This window comes from Streptomyces sp. NBC_01478 (genome assembly GCF_036227225.1).
In the GTDB taxonomy this organism is placed as follows: Bacteria; Actinomycetota; Actinomycetes; order Streptomycetales; family Streptomycetaceae; genus Streptomyces.
This window is the reverse complement of the sequence record NZ_CP109444.1, coordinates 1591175-1610538: the sequence shown is the minus strand read 5'-3', so window position 1 is coordinate 1610538 and position 19364 is coordinate 1591175. Positions and strand designations below refer to the sequence as shown.

The window sequence follows — 19364 nt, the reverse complement described above, 5'->3', positions numbered from 1 at the left end:
CGTGGTCCGACGGATTTCGCCGGTGAATTCAGGCTAGGGCGAGGGAGGGGGCGGGGGCTTCTTCAATCCTGACCGGCTGCCGTGTCCGGCCCGACGGGCCGCCCGGTCCGGCGCTGTGCAAGAAGACGGTAAGAACCTCCCGCCGCACGCGCCCCTCCTACAACCTTCCGTCCCGCCACCCCGTCCAACTCGCGCCCGGCACCGATCAGTTGCCGGGGTTTCCGCTGTCCCAAGTGGGGGATTTCATGAGTTCTGTCTCCGTCGGACGCGTGCTGCGTCGCGGGGCCTGTGCCGGAGCCGTGGGGGCGTTGCTCCTCGCGGGTCTCGGGAGCGGGGCGGCGGTCGCCGCCGACGTACCGCAGACCGATGCGCTGGCGATCCAGTCGCCGTACGACGTGGCGGCGACCGTCGCCCCGGACGGCGGCACGGCGCAGTACCGGCCGCTGGTGCTGGGCCTGACGCACAGCAACGACACCTTCGCCGTGACCGACGGACGGCTGACCGTCGACGCCTCCGGGCTCGCGGGGGTCGCCGAGGTGGCCTGGCCCGACAACTGCACGCCGGACGCCACCGGCGCCGTCGCCGTGTGCGACACCGGGGACGTGCCGGTCCGCTACAGCCCGCAGGTGCGGTTGCAGGTGCGGGCCGTCGCCGGCGCCGCCGTCGGAGCGCAGGGCACGGTCACGTACTCCGCCGAGGCCACCGGCGGCCCCGACGGCACGCTCGTCGCCACGCGGAGCGACGACACCACCGTCACCCTCGGCTCCGGCGTGGACCTCGGAATCCCTGCCCCGCAGGACGCCACCGGCGTCGCACCCGACACCAGCCTCACCGTGCCGTACTCGGTCACCAACACCGGCAACGAGACCGCGCACGGCTTCAGCGTGAGCATGTGGGCGACATACGGCCTCGACGTCACCACCCGCTACCCGCAGTGCACCTACACGGGACCGGACGTCAACGGCACCGGCTTCACCACCGTGACCTGCTCCTTCGACACCGAGATCGCGCCCGGAGCCACCGTGGAGCTGCCCGAGCCGCTGCTGCTCGCCGTCACCGACCACGCGCTGTACGACCGGTTCGACTACGACGTCGAGCCGCTCGGCGACGTCACCGACCTCGACAGCTCGGACAACAGCCGCTCCTGGCACATCACCGCGGACAACACCGCCGACTTCGCCGTCTACGGCACCGAGGCGAGCGGCGCGGCCGGCGACACCGTCACCTCCGGCTTCCGCTTCGTCAACCACGGACCGGCCTGGGCCGGTGACATCAGCGCCGGCGATCCGATCACCACGATCGACTTCTACGCCCCGCAGGGCACCGTCGCCACGTCCATGCCCAAGACCTGCCAAGGCGCCCACACCGCCGGCGACGACCCGACCATCGCCCACTACGCCTGCACCCTGCCGACCTGGGCCAAGCCGGACCTGGACGTCAGCTTCCCGTTCCAACTGCGCATCGACACGGTCGTCCCGGACGCGACGGGCCACGTCACGACCCGGGCCTACAACGGCACGCCTCTCGCCTTCGACACGAACACCGCGAACAACACGGCCGAGGTGATCGTCAACCCGTCCGCCTGACGGCGGTCGGCAAGGGGCGCGCTCCCCACGGGGGCGCGCCCCTTCCTACGTCGACTCGCGCTTCACCAACTCCGTCGGCAGTATCACCGCCGCCGTGTCCTCGCCCCCGATCTGCGCCAGCAGCACCCGCACCATTTCCGCGCTGATCCGGTCGAACGGCTGCCGCATCGTGGTGAGTTCGGGGCTGGACGCGAGCGCGGCGGGGGAGTCGTCGAAGCCGCCGACCGCCACGTCCTCCGGCACCCGTCGCCCGGCCCGCTCCAGCGTGGTGAGCACGCCCCGTGCCATCAGGTCGGAGGCGACGAACACGGCGTCCAGGTCCGGGACTTGGGCGAGCAGTCGCTCGGCGCCCTTCTCGCCGCTGAGGCGGCTGTAGTCGCCGGAGACGACGAGGCGGTCGTCCACCGCGATGCCCGCCTCGGCGAGCACCTCCTTGTAGCCGGCGAGGCGCTCGACACCGCCCGGGGTGTCCAGCGGCCCGGTGACCATGCCGACGCGGCGGCGGCCGAGGGAGAGCAGATGCCGGGTCATGTCACGGGCGCCGTCCCGGTCGTCCGCGGCGACGTAACTGATCTTGGAGCCGAGCCCGATCGGCTTGCCGCACGCGACCAGCGGTACGCCCGCCTCGCTCAGCTCCTCCGCCACCGGGTTCCCGGAGTGACTGGAGACCAGCAGCACCCCGTCGACGTGCCCGGAGGTGATGTACCGCGTGATGCGCCGCCGCTCGTCCTCGGTGCCGGCCAGCATCAGCAGCAGCGGGATGTCGTGCGCGGCCAGCGCCTGGGTGCAACCGCGCAGCAGGATGTTGAAGTTGGGATCCTCGAAGAACTTCTCCTGCGGCTCCGTCAGCAGGAAGCCGACCGAGTCCGAGCGCCCGGTGATCAGCGAGCGGGCGTGCCGGTTCACGACGTAACCCGTCCTGCGGATGGCCGCGTTGACGGCCTCCTGCGCGGCCGGGCTCACATAGTGCCCGCCGTTGAGGACACGCGACACCGTGCCCCGCGAAACTCCGGCCTCGCGCGCCACGTCATGGATCGTCGGTGGTCTGCGCCGACCCCCCGTATTGCTCATGGTCCAGACTCTACGGCTCCCGGACCCGGAGCCAGAAGCGCCATGCTGGGAGCGTTCACAGCAGAGAAACATCAAGGACACTTGTCAGCGGTCGCAGGCGTGCGGTTATGTTGGGGCGGCGCCCCAGGGCGTGCTGTGTGCACGTTCCCAAATGATCGACTACGGGAGAGATCCATGCCGGAGACCACCCCTAAGGGCCTCACCAGGCTCGCCTTCGGTGGGGACTACAACCCCGAGCAGTGGCCGGAGAGCGTCTGGCAGGAGGACGTCCGGCTGATGCGGGAGGCCGGCGTCACCATGGTGAGCGTCGGGATCTTCTCCTGGGCACTGCTGGAACCCGAGCCCGGTGTGTACGACTTCGGCTGGCTCGACCGCCTCCTCGACCTCCTCCACGCCCACGGCATCCGCGCCGACCTCGGCACCCCCACGGTCGCCCCGCCCGCCTGGTTCTACCGCGCCCACCCCGAGGCCCTGCCCGTCACCGCCGACGGCACCCGCTACGAGTTCGGCTCACGCGGCGCGATCTGCCACAGCAACGCCGACTACCGCGCCGCCGCCGCGAACATCACCACCCGGCTCGCCGAGCGCTACGGCACCCACCCGGCCCTCGCGCTGTGGCACGTCTTCAACGAGTACGGCGTACCCGTCTCCGCCTGCTACTGCGACAACTGCGCCGCCCACTTCCGCCGCTGGCTGACCCGGACGTACAAGACCGTCGACGGCGTCAACGAGGCCTGGGGCACGGCCTTTTGGGGCCAGCGGTACGCGACCCTCGGCCAGATCAACCCGCCCCGGCTCACCCCGACCGCCGTCAACCCGGCCCAGGCGCTGGACTACACGCGGTTCGCGGACGCCACGATGCGCGAGAACTTCGTCGCGGAACGGGACATCCTGCACCGCCTCGCGCCCGGCATCCCGGTGACGACCAACTTCATGGCCGCCCTCAGCCAGTGCGAGTCCGTCGACTACTGGGCCTGGGGCCGCGAGGTCGACCTCGTCACCAACGACCACTACCTGATCACCGACGGCCGCCGCACCCACGTCAACCTCGCGATGGCCGCCGACCTCACCCGCTCCGTCGCGGGCGGCGCCCCCTGGCTGCTCCTCGAACACTCCACCTCGGGCGTCAACTGGCAGCCCCGCAACCCCGCCAAGGCCCCCGGCCAGATGGCCCGCAACGCCCTCTCCCACGTGGCGCGCGGTTCTGACGGCGCGATGTTCTTCCAGTGGCGTCAGTCCCGGCGCGGCGCCGAGAAGTTCCACTCCGCGATGCTCCCGCACGGCGGCACCGAGACCCGCGTCTGGCGCGAGGTCGTCCAACTCGGCTCGTCCGTCGAGGAGTTGGGCCAGATACGCGGCACCCGCACCCAGGCCGACGTGGCCGTCGTATGGGACTGGCAGTCGTGGTGGGCGCAGAAGCTGGAGTGGCGCCCCAGCGAGGACCACGACGCCCGCGAGCGCGCCGACGCCTTCTACGAGGCCCTCTACGACCGCCACCTCACGGTCGACTTCGCCCACCCGGAAGCCGACTTGTCGGCCTATCCCCTTGTCGTCGTACCCGCCCTGTACCTGATGACGGAGGCGGCCGGCCGCAACCTCCAGCGGTACGTCGAGCAGGGCGGCACCCTCGTCGTCTCCTACTTCTCCGGGATCGTCGACGAGCACGACGCCGTCCACGAGGGCGCCTATCCCGGCGCGCTGCGCGACGTACTCGGCCTGACCGTCGAGGAGTTCTCGCCCCTGCTGGCGGACCAGCGGGTGCGCATCACCGGACCCGACGGCTCCGAACTCACCGGCGACGTATGGACCGAGTTCGTGGTCCCGCGCGGCGCCGAGACCGTGTGGACGTACGCCGAGGGGCTCACCGCCGACCACCCCGCCGTCACCCGGCACCGGCTCGGCGAGGGCACCGCCTGGTACGTGTCGACCCGCCTCGACGCCCACGGCCTGGACGCCCTGCTCGGCTGGGCGACGGAGGACGCCCGGATCGCGCCGCGCGCCGAGCTGCCGTACGACGTCGAAGTCGTGCGCAGAGAAGGCGAGTCGGGCGGCTTCCTCTTCGTGATCAACCACAGCGCCTCGGACGTCAAGGTGCCGCTGGGCGCCGCCGGCACCGAGCTGCTGACCGGCGAGCCGGCCGCGGGCGACCTCGCGGTCCCCGCCGGAGCCGTGCGGGTGCTGCGACTCGACGGCTGACCCGACTCCCCTCCGCCCGCGCGAGCCGCGAGCCGCGGGCGGAGGGGGACGCCCTCCTTCCGGGCGAGCGGTTTTCCGCCGTCCGGTCCCGCGGCCCGGGGCCTTCCGCGCGTGCGGTTCTGTTCGGCTACGGCGGTGCGGTTCGGCCATCACCTGCCCCGGGAGCCGGTGTTCCGTCCCACGGGTGTGGCCGCGCCCCGCACGTCGCCCCGCGCACCAGGGCCGATCGGCCCCCTCGAACAGGACCGTTCGGTCCCGGACAAGGGCCACCGAGTCCGGGACGCGACAGCCCGTGCTGCGGGAGAGTGGGAGAACGCGGCACGAGGCGCGCAGGACGGAGGGGCACGAGATGCTGAGGACTCCGGTAGGTCAGCGACGGTTGGACATCCTGGAGTGGCTGCGAGATCCGGCCGCCCACTTCCCGGCCCATCGGCATCTCGCCGAGGCCGGAGTCTCCGCGGAGGCCGTGGCGGCCAAGCTGGGCGTGTCCCGCCAGGTCGCCGACACCCACCTCGAACTCCTCGTCTCCCTGGGCCTGTTGCGCACCCGGCGGATCCGGCTGCGCACCTACTACCGGCGCGACGAGGTCCGTATCGCCGAGGTGGCCCGGATGTTCGAGAAGGGCTGGTAGCCCGGCCGCCGGGCCGAGCGTCACACCGTGTCCTGCTCGGCGTCCGCCCCCTCCGGTGTCTCCGACTCCGCACGGAACGCCGCGTCCGGGTCCCCGAACCGCTCGCACAGCAGCCGGCCCACCAGCGCGCCGCCGTAGAGCACGAAGCCCACGCCGACCAGCCAGGACTCCACCACCAGGACCGTGCCGACCGGGCCGTAGCTGACCGCGTTGGTGACCAGGAGCGGGGTGAACACCAGATACGAGAACCAGCGCAGCCCGACCAGACCCGCCATCGTGGCCAGCGCGCCCGGCAGCAGATACCGCCAGTGGACCTGACGGCTGAGCAGGAAGTGCGGGCCCCACCAGAAGAACAACAGGCCGGCCGCCATGCTGAGCAGGATGCGGGGCGTGCCCTCCAGGACGTTGCGGGTCTGCACCTGCGCGTACAGGTAGCCCATCAGCATGACCAGCCAGATGAGCTGCCGCCAGATGCGGTGCCAGGGTGTGCCGGTGGGACGCCACACGTGCTCGTAGCCGTTCTGCACACTCGACGCGAAGGACAGACCGAACAGCGCGAGCAGCGCCACACTCCACGCGCTGGTGGTGCCGATGACCTTGCGCGGCGGGGTGAACACGTCGGTGAGCGCGCGGGCCGAGCGGCCGGACAGGTCCATGCCGTCCACCAGCCACAGCGCGAACCCGCCGTGCCCGATGGGATCGGCCGCGGCCACCACGATCAGCAGCGGCGCCAGCGTCACCAGGGCCAGCGTCGCGAACCCCATGGCCCGGTGCAGCAGCTCCAACTCCCGCCCACGCCGGTTGAGTTCGGCGAGCCCCAGCTTCTGCCACACCGCCCGCACCCGGCTCACCGCGACCGTCCCGCACGGTGGGTGGCCGACCGTGACATGAGGGTCCCCTTCTCGCCGACCGGCAGCGGGATCCGGGTCACCAGCAATACGCTCGGCAAACGTGACCGGATGCCGCGATGACCGGGAAGAGCAGCAAGCGTACGCTCGCCGACCCGAACCGTGGAGGCTTTCATGGACCGACCCGAGGCCCTGCTCGCCCGCCGCTACGTCGCGATCGGCGGCCGCGGCCCCGAGGACGTGGTCGCCGACGCCCGGGGCCGGGTGCTGACCGGCGTCGAGGACGGCCGCATCCTCCGCCTGGACGGCCTGAGCGATCCCGAGACGGTACGGGTGGAGACCCTCGCCGACACCGGCGGCAGGCCGCTCGGCCTCGAACTCCTCGGGGACGACGCCCTGTTGGTGTGCGACGCGGAACGCGGGCTGCTGCGCGTCGACTTGGGGGACGGTACAGTGCGCGTCCTCGCCGACTCGGTGGCGGGGGAGCCGCTGCGGTTCTGCAGCAACGTGGTCGCGCTGTCCGACGGCAGCGTGTACTTCACCGTCTCCAGCCGCCGCTACCCGCTGCACCAGTGGCTCGCCGACATCGTCGAACACACCGGCACCGGACGGCTGTTGCGCCTCGCGCCCGACAGCGACACCCCCGAAGTCCTCCTGGACGGGCTCCAGTTCGCCAACGGGCTCGCCCCCGGCGCCGACGAGTCCTTCCTGGTGATCGCCGAGACCGGCGCGTACCGCCTCACCCGCTACTGGCTCACCGGACCGCAGGCGGGCCGTAGCGACGTCTTCGCCGAGGACCTCCCCGGGATGCCCGACAACATCTGGCGCGCCGGACCCGACGGGCCGATCTGGGTGGCCCTGGCCGGCCCCCGCGTGGCCCCGCTCGACCTCCTCCACCGGGGCTCGGACGCCGTACGGCACACCGCCGGCCGTATCGCCGTCCATGTGCCCTTCCACCCCACGGGCATGATCGGGGCCCTCGCGGTCGACGACGCGGGACGGATCGTCCACCACCTCGTCGCGCGCGGCTCGTCCTTCCGCATGGTGACCAGCGCCTGTGAGGCGGCCGGCCATCTCGTCCTGGGCAGCCTCCGCGAACGCGGTGTCGCCCTGTGCGAGCCGCCCGTCCCGAAGTGACCCCGGCAGGCCCCCGGCGTTACCCTGATGCCCGGCCGCGATCAGCTCTCGCGGCGCGGCGGTGGGGCCCGCCGTACCCGAACCGCGGCAGAGGTGCCGCCAACGGTCCCTACTTGTAGAGGCGCGTGCCCTCAGGGCCCCCGACGAGTAGGAGACGTACGGCCATGACAGCCCCCGAAGCCGAGAGCCTGCGCGCCCCGACCCGGGCCCCGCGCCCGTCCGTCTGGCGCGGTCAGGGACCCGTCGTCGCGGTGGTCGCACTCGGCGGCGCGACCGGGGCCGTGGCCCGGTACGCGGCCTCCCTGTGGTGGCCCGCGCAGAGCGGCGGATTCCCCTGGACGACGTTCGGGGTCAATGTGGTGGGCTGCGCCGTCATAGGCGTGTTCATGGTGGTCATCACCGACGTGTGGGCCGCCCACCGGCTGGTGCGGCCGTTCTTCGGCACCGGTGTGCTCGGCGGCTTCACGACCTTCTCGACATACGCCGTCGACATCCAGAAACTGGTCGACGCGGGCCATCCCCGCACCGCGCTGGCCTACCTCGCCGCGACCCTGTTCGCGGCCCTCGCGGCGGTGTGGCTCGGGGTGACGGCGGCCCGGCGCGTCCTGAAGCGGAGGCAGCGATGACCAGACTGACCGGCAGCGCCCTGCGCGTGACCGTCTTCATCGGCGAGAACGACACCTGGCGCCACAAGCCCCTGTACTCGGAGATCGTCCACCGCGCGCACAAGGCAGGGCTGGCCGGTGCCAGCGTCTTCCGGGGCATCGAGGGCTTCGGCGCCTCCTCCCTGATCCACACCTCACGGCTGCTGTCCCTGAGCGAGGACCTGCCGGTGGCGATCGTGATCGTGGACACCGAGGAGCTGGTGCGGGCGTTCCTGCCCCAGCTCGACGAACTCGTCACCGAGGGCCTGGTGATCCTCGACGACTGCGAGGTCATCCGGTACGTGGGCCGTCCGGACGACTCCGGCGAAACGGACGCGAAGGGTAAGAGGTCGTTGTGAACTGGGTGTTGGTCGTCGCGGGAGCCATGGTCGGCGCCCCGCTCCGCTATCTCACCGACCGCGCGGTGCAGACCCGGCACGACTCCGTCTTCCCCTGGGGCACCTTCGCGGTGAACGTCACCGGCTGCCTGATCCTGGGCACGCTGACCGGCGCGGTCTCCGCGGGAGCGGCGGGCTCACACCTCCAACTCCTCGTCGGGACAGGCCTGTGCGGGGCCCTGACGACATACTCGACCTTCTCGTACGAGACACTGCGGCTGACCGAGACAGGGGCGGGGCTCTACGCTGCCGCCAACGTCGTCGGCAGCGTGATGGCGGGCCTCGGTGCGGTATTCGTCGGGGTGTCGATCGCGCAGGCCCTGTGGGCGTAAGAGGTCGGGCGGCTCCCACGCCCGAGCGGCACCGCCCCCGGCGCTATTGTCTACAGCACTGTCGACCAATCCCGAAGAACTGGATCTCATGAGCGTCATCAGCGTCGGTCAGGCCGCCGTCCTCGGAGTCGTCGAGGGGGTGACCGAGTTCCTGCCGGTCTCCTCGACCGGCCATCTGAAGATCGTCGAGGGGCTGATGAAGATCCCCGTCGACGACGACTCCGTCGTCGGGTTCTCGGCCGTCATCCAGGTCGGCGCCATCGCCGCCGTGCTCGTGTACTTCTTCAAGGACATCGTGCGGATCGTGACCGCGTGGGGCCGTGGCCTGCGCAACCGCGAGGAGCGCTATCACCACGACTACAAGTTCGCCTGGTGGGTGATCTACGCGACGATCCCGATCGTGCTGGTGGGCCTCGCCGCGAAGCCCCTCATCGACGGACCGCTCGGCTCGCTGTGGGTGGTCGCCGCCTCGCTGATCGTCGGCAGTGGTGTCATGTGGGCGGCGGACCAGATGGGCCGGCACAAGCGCGGTGAGGACGACGTCACGTTCAAGGACGCGATGCTGGTGGGCAGTTCGCAGATCCTCGCGCTGCTCTTCCCCGGCTTCTCGCGCTCCGGCGCCACCATGTCCACCGGTCTCATCCTCGACCTGGACCGTGTCGCCGCGACCCGGCTCTCCTTTTTCCTCGGCATCCCGGCGCTGACCGGCGCCGGCATCTACGAGCTGAAGGACGCCCTGGGGGCGGGCGTGGGCGCCGCCCCGCTGGTCGTCGGCACCGTCGTGTCGTTCGTGGTGGCCTACGCCTCCATCGCCTGGCTGCTGAAGTTCGTCGCGAAGCACTCCTTCAACGCGTTCGTGATCTACCGGATCATCATCGGCCTGCTGCTGTTCGGGCTGCTCGGCACGGGTGTGCTCGACAGCTGACACCGCACGGACGATCATCGCGGAGGGCGTGAAGCCGGATTTTCAGGCTGAGCGCCCTCTGTATTTTTCTTTTCCGATCGCTTGACAGCACTGTCCCGTCACCCGCAGGATCACGTCCGTGAACCTGTCAGACAGCCAGACAGGTGGAGTCGGGCCGCGGCGCGTCAGCGCCATGGAAGCGGTGCTTGTCCACCTCCGCGGCGCCATCGAGCGCGGCGACTACGCCATCGGCGACAAGCTCCCCTCCGAGGCGGAGCTGTGCCGCACCCTGGAGATCAGCAGGCCCGTGCTCCGCGAGGCCCTGAGGGCCCTGCAGACCATGGGGCTGACCGTCTCCAAGACCGGCAAGGGCACCTTCGTGGTGGCCAACGCCGTGGAGGACCCCACCTTCGGCGACTACGCGGCCAGCGACCTGCTGGAAGTGCGCCGCCACGTCGAGATCCCGGTCGCCGGGTACGCGGCACTGCGCCGCACCCCGGAGAACCTGGACCATCTGGCCCACCTCCTGGACCGCATGGAACAGGAGACGGACACCACCGCGTGGGTCGCGATGGACACCCTCTTCCACCTCGCCGTGGCGGAGGCCGCCCAGAACCCGGTGTTCCGCCGGGTCATCGAGGAGATCCGCGACGCGCTGGCCCGCCAGTCCGCGTTCCTCAACGAACTCGGCGGCCGGCGCGAGCAGTCCAACCGCGAGCACCGGGCGATCGTCGAGGCGCTGATCGACGGCAGCGAGCCGGACGCCGTCGAGGCCATGTCCCACCACCTCGACCGGGTCGAGACGACCCTCACCGACATCGTGCGCCCCGCGCGCACGGACACCCCCACGGAAGGCGGACCCGAGGCGTGAGCGAGCAGTCCCTGCACGGCAGCGAGCAGTCCCTGCACGACGGCGTGCAGAAACGATCCGGCCATGTCGACGCCGGAGACGCCGGCTACAGCAAGTCCCTGAAGTCCCGCCACGTCAACATGATCGCCATCGGCGGCGCGATCGGCACCGGCCTCTTCCTCGGCGCGGGCGGCCGCCTCGCCGACGCCGGCCCCTCGCTGTTCATCGCGTACGCGGTCTGCGGCCTCTTCGCCTTCCTCGTCGTCCGCGCCCTCGGTGAACTCGTCCTGTACCGGCCCTCGTCCGGCGCCTTCGTGTCGTACGCCCGCGAGTTCCTCGGCGAGAAGGGCGCGTACATAGCGGGCTGGATGTACTTCCTGAACTGGGCCACCACCGGCATCGCCGACATCACCGCCGTGGCCGTCTACACCCACTACTGGGGCATTTTCTCCGACATCCCGCAATGGGTGATCGCGCTGATAGCCCTGGCCGTGGTCCTCACCGTGAACCTGATCTCGGTGAGGATGTTCGGCGAGCTGGAGTTCTGGTTCGCGATCATCAAGGTCAGCGCGCTCGTCGTCTTCATGCTCATCGGCATCTTCCTGCTGGTCACCCAGCACCAGGTCGACGGCACGACCCCCGGCCCGTCCCTGATCACCGACAACGGCGGCATCTTCCCCAACGGCCTGCTGCCCATGCTCCTGATCATCCAGGGCGTCGTCTTCGCCTACGCCTCCGTCGAGCTGGTCGGCGTCGCCGCCGGGGAGACCGAGAACCCCGAGAAGATCATGCCGAAGGCGATCAACTCGATCATGTGGCGCGTCGGCCTCTTCTACGTCGGCTCGGTCGTCCTGCTGTCGATGCTGCTGCCGTGGAACAAGTACAGCGCGGGCCAGAGCCCCTTCGTGACCGTGCTGTCGAACATCGGCATCCCGGCGGCCGGCGGCGTCATGAACCTCGTCGTCCTCACCGCGGCCATGTCCTCCCTGAACTCCGGCCTGTACTCCACCGGCCGCATCCTCCGCTCCATGGCGATGTCCGGCTCGGCCCCCAGGTTCACCTCGGTGATGAGCCGCAGCCAGGTCCCCTACGGCGGCATCCTGCTCACCAGCGGCATCTGCGTCCTCGGCGTCGGCCTCAACTTCGTCGTCCCGGCGGACGCGTTCGAGATCGTCCTCAACTTCGCGGCGATCGGCATCCTCTCCACCTGGGGCATGATCATGCTCTGCCACTTCCTCTTCTGGCGGAAGACCGAGAAGGGCGAACTCTCCCGCCCCAGCTACCGGTTGCCGGGCTCTCCCTGGACCGAACTCGTGACGCTGGCCTTCCTCGCCTCCGTCCTGGTCCTCATGTACGCCGACGGCGGCGCCGGACGCACCACCGTGCTCTGTCTGCCGCTGATCGCCGCCGCGCTGGTCGCCGGATGGTTCGCCGTCCGCCGCCGCGTGGCCAGCACGTCCTCCACCGCACCCGACGCGTGAGACCCACGTCGTCCTGACCCGACAGGCAGAGATGTACAGCAGTTCCCTCGCGGACCCACCCCTCATCCGTGAACCCCTCCACGCACCCGTCGCCCACCTCATACGCGGCGGAATGATCGAGGGCATCCACTACGGCTCCGTCGTCGTCCTCGATGCCGACGGCCAGGTCCAGCTCCAACTCGGCGACATCGAGGCCGCGTTCTATCCGCGCTCGGCGATCAAGCCCGTCCAGGCCGTCGCCATGGTGCGCGCCGGGCTGCCGCTCGACGGCGAGCTGCTCTCGCTCGCCGCCGCCAGCCACTCCGGCGAGGAACGCCACCTCGCCGGGACCCGGCGCATCCTCGAACTCGCCGGGCTGACGGAGTCCGATCTACGCAACGTTCCTGATCTGCCGTTCGACCCGGTCGTGCGGGATGTCTGGGTGCGCGAGGGGCGGCCGCCGTCCCGGCTCGCCCAGAACTGTTCCGGGAAGCACGCGGCGATGTTGTACGTGTCGAAGCTCAACGGGTGGTCCCTGGACGACTATCTCGACCCGGCCCATCCGTTGCAGCAGGCGATCGCGGAGATCGTCGAGGATCTCAGCGGGCAGCGGATCGCTCGGGTGACGGTCGATGGGTGTGGGGCTCCTTTGTTCTCCATCTCCCTGCATGGGCTTGCTCGTGCTGTTGCTCGGATTACTACTGCTGCGCCTGGGACGCCTGAGGCTCGGGTTGCTGATGCGATGCGGTCGTATGCGGAGATGGCGTCCGGGGCGGGGCGGGATGTGGCCGCGTTGATGCGGGCCGTTCCCGGGCTGTTGGCCAAGGACGGGTTCGAAGGTGTTCAGGTTGCCGCGTTGCCGGATGGGCGGGCTGTTGCTGTGAAGATCTCGGACGGGGCCAATCGGGCGCGGGTGCCTGTCGCTGCCGCTGGGCTTGCTCGGGCTGGGGTTTCGCCCTCGTTGCTCGCCGAGTTCGCGGGGGAGTCGTTGCTCGGGGGTGGAGAACCGGTGGGTTGTGTTCGGCCTGTGCGGGCTTTGGACCCGGTGTCGCCGTTGTCTGCGTGTGCCTAGATCGGTTGTGGGGGAGCTGCGGGCCGGGTGTGGCTGGTCGCGCAGTTCCCCGCGCCCCTGACGGGCGCTTGTACTCACGTCATTGAGAAAGGACCTGCACCCTCATGTACCGCAGCGAACACGACCTCCTCGGAGACCGCGACGTACCCGCCTCCGCCTACTGGGGTGTTCACACCCTGCGGGCCACGGAGAACTTCCCCATCACCGGGACGCCGATCTCCGTCTACCCGCACCTGATCAATGCTCTTGCCGCCGTCAAGGAGGCCGCCGCTCTCGCCAATGAGGAGTTGGGGCTGCTCTCGTCGGAGAAGGCGGGTGCGATTGTCGCGGCCTGTCGGGAGATCCGGGGCGGGAAGCTGCACGATCAGTTCGTCGTGGACGTGGTTCAGGGCGGGGCCGGCACCTCGACCAACATGAACGCCAACGAGGTTGTCGCCAACCGGGCGTTGGAGTTGCTCGGGCATGGCAAGGGCGAGTACCAGTACCTGCACCCGAACGAGGACGTCAACCTGGGGCAGTCCACCAATGACGTGTATCCGACCGCCGTCAAGATAGCGACTGTCTTTGCCGTACATGGATTGATCGCGGCAATGTCTGTACTGCAGGACGCGTTCGCCCGTAAGGCCGTTGAGTTCCGTGACGTGCTCAAGATGGGCCGTACACAGTTGCAGGACGCGGTGCCGATGACGCTCGGTCAAGAGTTCTCGGCGTATGCGGTCATGATTGACGAGGATCGTCAACGTCTTGACGAGGCTGTCCAGTTGATCCATGAGATCAACCTGGGGGCCACGGCCATCGGGACCGGGCTCAATGCGCCCGCGGGGTACGCGGAGTCGGCCCGGCGGCATCTGTCGGAGATCACGGGGCTGCCGCTCGTGACCGCTGCGAACCTGGTGGAGGCCACGCAGGACTGCGGGGCGTTCGTGCAGATGTCGGGTGTGCTGAAGCGGGTCGCGGTCAAGCTCTCCAAGAGCTGCAACGATCTGCGGCTGCTGTCCTCGGGGCCGCGCGCGGGGCTCGGGGAGATCAACCTGCCGCCGGTGCAGGCCGGTTCGAGCATCATGCCCGGAAAGGTCAACCCGGTGATCCCCGAGGTCGTCAACCAGGTCGCCTTCGAGGTGATCGGCAACGACGTGACCATCACGATGGCCGCCGAGGCCGGACAGCTCCAGCTCAACGCCTTCGAGCCGATCATCCTGCACTCGCTCTCGGAGAGCATCACGCATCTGCGGGCCGCCTGCCTCACGCTGGCCGAGCGCTGCGTGGACGGCATCACCGCCAACACCGAGGCGCTCCGCGCGAGCGTGGAGAACTCCATCGGTCTCGTGACCGCGCTCAACCCGCACATCGGGTACACGGCCGCCACCGACATCGCCAAGGAGGCCCTCGCCACCGGCCGGGGCGTGGCCGAACTCGTCCTGGAGAAGGGCCTGTTGCCCGCCGAGACCCTTGCCGCCCTGCTGCGGCCCGAGGTCCTGGCCGGTAGTCGGCCCGTGGCCGGCTGACCGCGGACGCGCATCAGGACCGGCCCGGAGGCACAATGGTGATCATGTCCCCCTCGATGACCTTCCAGCCGGTCCTGGAGCGCATCGCCGGTGAGATAGAGCGGATGCCCGGCCGTGGCCGGGCCGCCGACTACATCCCGGCGCTCGCGGCCTGCGACCCGCGCCGCTTCGGCATGGCCGTCGCGGAGCTGGACGGCACGGTGTACGGCGTGGGGGACTGGCGGCAGCCGTTCTCCACGCAGTCCATCACCAAGGTCTTCACCCTCGCCCTCGACCTGGCCCGCGAGGGCGACGAACTGTGGGAGCACGTGGGCCGCGAGCCCTCCGGCAACCCCTTCAACTCCCTTGTCCAGTTGGAGTACGAGAGCGGCATCCCGCGCAACCCGTTCATCAACGCGGGCGCGCTCGTCGTCACCGACCGCCTCCAGACCCGTACCGGCGACGCGGCCGGCGAGCTGCTGGCCTTCCTGCGCGCGGAGAGCGGCAACCCGTCCCTCGACTTCGACAAGGAGGTCGCCGCCTCCGAGTCCGCGCACGGCGACCGCAACGCGGCCCTGGCCCACTTCATGAAGTCCTACGGCAACATCGACAACGAGGTGCCCGTCCTCCTGGACCAGTACTTCCGGCAGTGCTCCATCATGGCGTCCTGCGCCGACCTCGCCCTCGCGGCCGGTTTCCTGGCCCGGCACGGCAGCCGCGCCGACGGCTCCCGGCTGCTCACCCTCACCCAGGCCAAGCAGGTCAACGCGGTGATGCTGACCTGCGGGACGTACGACGCGGCGGGCGAGTTCGCCTACCGGGTGGGGCTGCCCGGCAAGAGCGGGGTGGGCGGCGGGATCATCGCCATCGTGCCCGGCCGGTGCACCCTCGCCGTGTGGAGCCCGGGACTCGACGAGCGGGGCAACTCGGTGGCCGGGGTCGCGGCCCTGGACCGCTTCACGACGCTCACCGGGGTGTCGGTGTTCTGACTGGATCCCGCCACGCACGGCGAATTCACCGGTCCCGAGGCCCGATCACACGGAGGTCATGCGCAGGCCTCCGCACGGAGAGCGGCACGTCGCTTTCCCGCCATCCGGCATTGACACGCTGGGCGAGTGTTGGCCATGGCTTTTCCCGTCGATCTCCGTCGCTGCCAGGTACTCGGTCTGGCCGGAACCGCCGTCCTCGCGCTGGGCGGTGAGACGGCCGGGGCGCTCCCGTCCGCCGACCTCTTCTCCCCGGCCTCCGTGCAGGCTGCGCTCGGGCTGGTCGGGGTCTACTTCGGTGTCGTCCTGCTGATAGCGGCCTGGCTGCTGCTGGGCAAGCTGATCCGCAGCGCCGAACCGCCGACTCCGCGTTCGCTGTTCCTGGTTCTCGCCGTGTGGGCGTCCCCGCTGTTGCTCGCGCCGCCGCTGTTCAGCCGGGACGTGTACAGCTACCTCGCGCAGGGCGCCATGGTCGACGCCCACATGGACGTCTACGCGCACGGCCCGGCCACGCTCGGCGGCCCCCTCGCCGACGAGGTCGCCCCGCTGTGGCAGCACACCGGAGCGCCGTACGGCCCGGTGTTCCTCGCCGTGGCGTCCGGGCTGTCCGGACTGACCCGCGGTGAACTCCCCGCCGGGCTCTTCGGGATGCGGCTCATAGCGCTCCTCGGGGTGGGTCTGATGGCCGCCGCGCTGCCCCGGCTCGCCCGGCACAGCGGCGCCGACCCGGCCGCCGCGCTCTGGCTGGGCGCCCTCAACCCGCTCGTGCTGCTGCACCTCGTCGCGGGTGCCCACAACGACGCGATCATGCTCGGGCTCCTCGGTGTCGGCCTGGTCGCCGCTCTCGGCCGCTGGCCGGTCATCGGCGCCGTCCTCGTCACGCTCGCCGCTCTCGTCAAGGCGCCGGCCGCGCTCGGGCTCGCCGCGGTCGTGCTGCTCCAGATCCGCGCGGGCCACCGCCCGGCCAAGGCCGTCACCACGACCGTCGTCGCGTCCGCGGTCACCACGGTGGCCGCCACCGCCGTCGCCGGCACGGGCTACGGCTGGATAGGCGCCCTCGACACCCCCGTCTCGGCGCACAACTGGGCGCTCACCAGCCTCCTCGGCCGCGCCACCGGTGCCCTGCTGAAACACCTCGGCAGCGACCTCGCGCCCTTCGCCGTCCCGGCCTGGCACGCCCTCGGACTCGCGGTCACCGGCGCGGCCATCCTCGCCATATGGTTCCGCCTGCGCCCGAGCCCGGTCTACGCGCTCGGCCTGAGCCTCGCGGTCGTGGCCGCCTTCGGCCCCGCCATCCGCCCCTGGTACGCGCTGTGGGGCCTGTTCCTGATAGCCGCCGCCGCGCCCAGCACCTCCGTACGCCACCGGGTGGCCGCCGTGACCGGAGTCCTCGCCCTCGCGGTCCTGCCCAGCGGCGGTCCCGCCGACGTCGGACAACTCGTCCTGGCCGTCTCCGGCGGCGTCCTCGCGATCGTCGTCCTCTGGCAGGCCCGCCAGGCGGCCGAGGCCCCGGCCCTGGGACGTACGGCGTGAGAACACCCGCCACCGACCGCGGCCGCCTCCTCCTGGTGCTGGCCCTCGCCGTCGTCGTCACCGTCTTCACCGCGACCGTCCCGCTGCTGCGCGACTGGTTCGACCTGCGCGTCTACTACGGGACCGTCCACACCTGGCTCCACCACGGCGGCCGGATCTACGACTATCGGGTGCCCGGGACGACGTACGGCTTCACCTACCCGCCGTTCGCCGCCGTCAGCATGGCCCCGATGGCGTACCTCGGGCTCGGCACCGCGATCGCCGCCGCGCTCGTCCTCAACCTGACGGCCCTCGCCGGGGTGCTGCGCATCCTGGCGGGGCCCGGGTGGCGGCGGTACGGCTGGTTCGGGTGGGCGTTGGCGGCCTGCGGGCTGGCGCTGTTCGAGCCGTTGCGCGACACCTTCAGCTTCGGCCAGGTGAACCTCCTGCTGCTGGCCCTCGTCCTCGGCGACGGCTGGCTGCTCTCCACCGGCCGGGGCCGCTGGGCTGGCGTCGGCATCGGCCTCGCGGCGGCGGTCAAGCTCACGCCGGCGCTGTTCATCGGCCTGTTGCTGCTGGCCAGACGCTGGAAAGCCGCCGCGGTGGCGACGGCTGTGGCGCTCGCGGCGACCGGACTCGCGGCGCTGGTGGTCCCGGGCGCCTCGAAGTTCTACTGGACCCAGGCCATGTGGGACACCACCCGCGTGGGCCGTCTCGACTACGTCTCCAACCAGTCCCTGCAAGGCGTCCTGGCCCGGCTCGGCGAGACGGGCCGCCCGGTGTGGGCGGTGGTCGTCCTGCTCGTGCTGGGTGTGTGGGCGGTGCGGGCGCGCCGCGCGGTCGTCGCGGGGGACTGGATCGCCGCGTTCGCGCTGACCGGGCTGACCGCGTGTCTGATCAGCCCGATCACCTGGGTGCACCATCTCGTGTGGCTGCTGCCGTCCTTCGCCGTGCTGGTCCGCGCCGGGCACCCGCGGATCGCGGGCGCGCTGTACGCGGTGATGTGCACGAGTGTCGTGTGGCTGTGGTTCGACGACGCCTCGGGCATCGACGGCTTCCTCGGCAGCAACACGTACACCTGGATCACCCTCGGCCTGCTGCTGTGGCTGCCGACCGGTCAGGCCCTGGGCGACCGCGCGCCCCTGAACCGCAACGCCAGTACCACCGCGCCCGCGCCCAGCACCGCGGCGGCCACGATCGCTGCCGTATCGGCCCAGCCCGGACCGTCGTCCGCCACGTCCGCGGCCACGGCCACCGGCACGGCCGCGGGACCCGGCCTCGGCCTGGGCCTCGCCCGCAACGCGTCCAGCGACCCCACCGGATCGACCCGCCCGGCAGCCGCGAAACCCCAGTCGAGCAGCTCGCGCGCCTCTTCGTACACGGTGAAGCCACCGCCCGCCTGAGGGTTCATCACCGTGACGACGAGCGACCGCCCGTCCCTGCGCGCCGCCGCGACGAGGGTGTTCCCGGCGTGCGTGGTGTAGCCGTTCTTCACACCGACGAGCCCCGGATACGGCTCCACGCCGTCGTTGCCGGTCAGCAGCCGGTTGGTGTTCTGGATCCCGTACGACGACCCGTCACCCGGGAACTGCGCCTCGGCGGTGGAGCAGTATCGGGCGAAGTCCGCGTTGCGCAGTCCGGCCCGGCCGAAGACCGCGAGGTCGAAGGCGGAGGACACCTGGCCCTCGGTGTCGTAGCCGTCCGGCGAGATGACCTGCGTGTCGAGGGCGCCCAGTGCGCGGGCCTTGGCCTGCATCCGGGCGGCCGTGGCGTCCCAGCCGCCGTTGAGGGCGGCCAGGACGTGCACGGCGTCGTTCCCGGAGTTGAGGAAGACCCCGCGCCACAGGTCGGCGACGCGGTAGGTGTGGCCCTCCTCGACCCCGACGAGGCTGCTGCCCTCGCCGATGCCGGCCAGGTCCTCCTCGGTGACGCGGTGCCGGAGCCCGCCGGGGAGCGTGGGGAGGACGGTCAGGGCGAACAGGGTTTTCAGGGTGCTGGCGGGTGGGAGTTTGCGGTGGGCGTCGTGGGCGGCCAGTACCTCGCCGGTGCGGGTGTCTGCGACGAGCCAGGAGAGGGCGGAGATGTCCGGGAGTCGGGGGGCGCCGGGGTGGGGGTGGACCTGGGTGCTGGGATCCGACCCGGTGGTGGCTGTCGCCGTGGCGGGGGTGAACGCGAGGACGGCCGTCAGGCAGAGGGCGCAGGTCGACATGGCGATCCGGGGTGAGAATCCGATAGTCATACCGGCAAACGTAG

At 70.8% G+C, this 19364-nt stretch carries 17 protein-coding genes and 1 pseudogene; 15 read left to right on the top strand and 3 right to left on the bottom strand.

Going from position 1 to position 19364, the window contains the following annotated elements; translation table 11 throughout:
- The first annotated feature begins 245 nt into the window (after positions 1 to 245).
- Entirely contained in the window at positions 246 to 1586 is a 1341-nt protein-coding gene (locus OG223_RS07300) for a hypothetical protein (protein WP_329244045.1), read from the top strand.
- A 45-nt stretch (positions 1587 to 1631) separates the two neighbouring features.
- On the opposite strand, the gene OG223_RS07295 is transcribed toward OG223_RS07300, so the two are convergent.
- Complete coding sequence (locus OG223_RS07295; RefSeq protein WP_329244042.1) at positions 1632 to 2657, bottom strand: LacI family DNA-binding transcriptional regulator; 1026 nt, start codon at positions 2655 to 2657, stop codon at positions 1632 to 1634.
- A 174-nt stretch (positions 2658 to 2831) separates the two neighbouring features.
- Between OG223_RS07295 and OG223_RS07290 the strand changes: the two genes are divergently transcribed.
- Positions 2832 to 4853: a beta-galactosidase gene (locus tag OG223_RS07290; RefSeq protein WP_329244039.1), complete on the top strand. Its 2022-nt coding sequence runs from the start codon at positions 2832 to 2834 to the stop codon at positions 4851 to 4853.
- Between the two features lie 349 nt (positions 4854 to 5202).
- On the top strand, positions 5203 to 5484 hold the full coding sequence (locus OG223_RS07285; protein WP_329244036.1) for a helix-turn-helix domain-containing protein: 282 nt from the start codon (positions 5203 to 5205) through the stop codon (positions 5482 to 5484).
- Between the two features lie 20 nt (positions 5485 to 5504).
- Here the strand turns inward: OG223_RS07285 and OG223_RS07280 are convergent, their stop codons facing one another.
- Positions 5505 to 6335 (bottom strand): ribonuclease BN, encoded by an 831-nt coding sequence (locus OG223_RS07280; protein WP_329244034.1) that lies wholly within the window; start codon positions 6333 to 6335, stop codon positions 5505 to 5507.
- 171 nt (positions 6336 to 6506) lie between these two features.
- Here OG223_RS07280 and OG223_RS07275 point away from each other — a divergent pair, with 171 nt between their 5' ends.
- From OG223_RS07275 to OG223_RS07220, 12 genes are all read left to right on the top strand, one after another.
- Positions 6507 to 7469: an SMP-30/gluconolactonase/LRE family protein gene (locus OG223_RS07275; protein WP_329244030.1), complete on the top strand. Its 963-nt coding sequence runs from the start codon at positions 6507 to 6509 to the stop codon at positions 7467 to 7469.
- Positions 7470 to 7633: 164 nt separating this feature from the next.
- Positions 7634 to 8095 carry a fluoride efflux transporter CrcB gene (gene crcB, locus OG223_RS07270; protein ID WP_329244027.1) on the top strand — a complete coding sequence of 154 codons (462 nt, stop codon included), beginning with the start codon at positions 7634 to 7636 and terminating at the stop codon, positions 8093 to 8095.
- Positions 8092 to 8472: a DUF190 domain-containing protein gene (locus OG223_RS07265; protein WP_329244025.1), complete on the top strand. Its 381-nt coding sequence runs from the start codon at positions 8092 to 8094 to the stop codon at positions 8470 to 8472. Before crcB (OG223_RS07270) ends, OG223_RS07265 begins: the two co-directional genes overlap by 4 nt.
- Complete coding sequence (gene crcB / locus OG223_RS07260; protein WP_329244023.1) at positions 8469 to 8843, top strand: fluoride efflux transporter CrcB; 375 nt, start codon at positions 8469 to 8471, stop codon at positions 8841 to 8843. The genes OG223_RS07265 and crcB (OG223_RS07260) overlap by 4 nt, the downstream gene beginning before the upstream one ends.
- An 88-nt stretch (positions 8844 to 8931) precedes the next feature.
- Positions 8932 to 9768, top strand: a complete 837-nt coding sequence (locus OG223_RS07255) for an undecaprenyl-diphosphate phosphatase (RefSeq protein WP_329244020.1) — start codon at positions 8932 to 8934, stop codon at positions 9766 to 9768.
- 172 nt (positions 9769 to 9940) lie between these two features.
- Complete coding sequence (locus OG223_RS07250) at positions 9941 to 10618, top strand: FadR/GntR family transcriptional regulator (RefSeq protein ID WP_200686341.1); 678 nt, start codon at positions 9941 to 9943, stop codon at positions 10616 to 10618.
- Positions 10615 to 12078 (top strand): amino acid permease, encoded by a 1464-nt coding sequence (locus tag OG223_RS07245; RefSeq protein ID WP_329244018.1) that lies wholly within the window; start codon positions 10615 to 10617, stop codon positions 12076 to 12078. Before OG223_RS07250 ends, OG223_RS07245 begins: the two co-directional genes overlap by 4 nt.
- A 31-nt stretch (positions 12079 to 12109) precedes the next feature.
- Positions 12110 to 13129: an asparaginase gene (locus tag OG223_RS07240; protein ID WP_329244015.1), complete on the top strand. Its 1020-nt coding sequence runs from the start codon at positions 12110 to 12112 to the stop codon at positions 13127 to 13129.
- Between the two features lie 104 nt (positions 13130 to 13233).
- Complete coding sequence (gene aspA / locus OG223_RS07235) at positions 13234 to 14634, top strand: aspartate ammonia-lyase (RefSeq protein WP_329244012.1); 1401 nt, start codon at positions 13234 to 13236, stop codon at positions 14632 to 14634.
- 35 nt (positions 14635 to 14669) lie between these two features.
- Positions 14670 to 15602: a glutaminase gene (locus OG223_RS07230; protein WP_329244009.1), complete on the top strand. Its 933-nt coding sequence runs from the start codon at positions 14670 to 14672 to the stop codon at positions 15600 to 15602.
- Positions 15603 to 15737: 135 nt separating this feature from the next.
- Complete coding sequence (gene mptB / locus OG223_RS07225) at positions 15738 to 17132, top strand: polyprenol phosphomannose-dependent alpha 1,6 mannosyltransferase MptB (protein ID WP_329244006.1); 1395 nt, start codon at positions 15738 to 15740, stop codon at positions 17130 to 17132.
- Entirely contained in the window at positions 17129 to 18514 is a 1386-nt protein-coding gene (locus tag OG223_RS07220) for a glycosyltransferase 87 family protein (protein ID WP_329244004.1), read from the top strand. Before mptB ends, OG223_RS07220 begins: the two co-directional genes overlap by 4 nt.
- Before the next feature lie 59 nt (positions 18515 to 18573).
- Here OG223_RS07220 and OG223_RS07215 read toward each other — a convergent pair.
- Positions 18574 to 19320, bottom strand: a pseudogene (locus OG223_RS07215) (D-alanyl-D-alanine carboxypeptidase family protein); the annotation flags it as partial.
- Positions 19321 to 19364 lie beyond the last annotated feature (44 nt).

Excerpts from the sequence above, each read along its gene's own strand:
- OG223_RS07300 (WP_329244045.1), top strand. The coding sequence starts at position 246 with ATGAGTTCTGTCTCCGTCGGACGCGTGCTGCGTCGCGGGGCCTGTGCC.
- OG223_RS07295 (WP_329244042.1), bottom strand. The coding sequence starts at position 2,657 with ATGAGCAATACGGGGGGTCGGCGCAGACCACCGACGATCCATGACGTG.
- OG223_RS07290 (WP_329244039.1), top strand. The coding sequence starts at position 2,832 with ATGCCGGAGACCACCCCTAAGGGCCTCACCAGGCTCGCCTTCGGTGGG.
- OG223_RS07285 (WP_329244036.1), top strand. The coding sequence starts at position 5,203 with ATGCTGAGGACTCCGGTAGGTCAGCGACGGTTGGACATCCTGGAGTGG.
- OG223_RS07275 (WP_329244030.1), top strand. The coding sequence starts at position 6,507 with ATGGACCGACCCGAGGCCCTGCTCGCCCGCCGCTACGTCGCGATCGGC.
- crcB (WP_329244027.1), top strand. The coding sequence starts at position 7,634 with ATGACAGCCCCCGAAGCCGAGAGCCTGCGCGCCCCGACCCGGGCCCCG.
- OG223_RS07265 (WP_329244025.1), top strand. The coding sequence starts at position 8,092 with ATGACCAGACTGACCGGCAGCGCCCTGCGCGTGACCGTCTTCATCGGC.
- OG223_RS07255 (WP_329244020.1), top strand. The coding sequence starts at position 8,932 with ATGAGCGTCATCAGCGTCGGTCAGGCCGCCGTCCTCGGAGTCGTCGAG.
- OG223_RS07250 (WP_200686341.1), top strand. The coding sequence starts at position 9,941 with ATGGAAGCGGTGCTTGTCCACCTCCGCGGCGCCATCGAGCGCGGCGAC.
- OG223_RS07240 (WP_329244015.1), top strand. The coding sequence starts at position 12,110 with ATGTACAGCAGTTCCCTCGCGGACCCACCCCTCATCCGTGAACCCCTC.
- aspA (WP_329244012.1), top strand. The coding sequence starts at position 13,234 with ATGTACCGCAGCGAACACGACCTCCTCGGAGACCGCGACGTACCCGCC.
- OG223_RS07230 (WP_329244009.1), top strand. The coding sequence starts at position 14,670 with ATGGTGATCATGTCCCCCTCGATGACCTTCCAGCCGGTCCTGGAGCGC.
- mptB (WP_329244006.1), top strand. The coding sequence starts at position 15,738 with ATGGCTTTTCCCGTCGATCTCCGTCGCTGCCAGGTACTCGGTCTGGCC.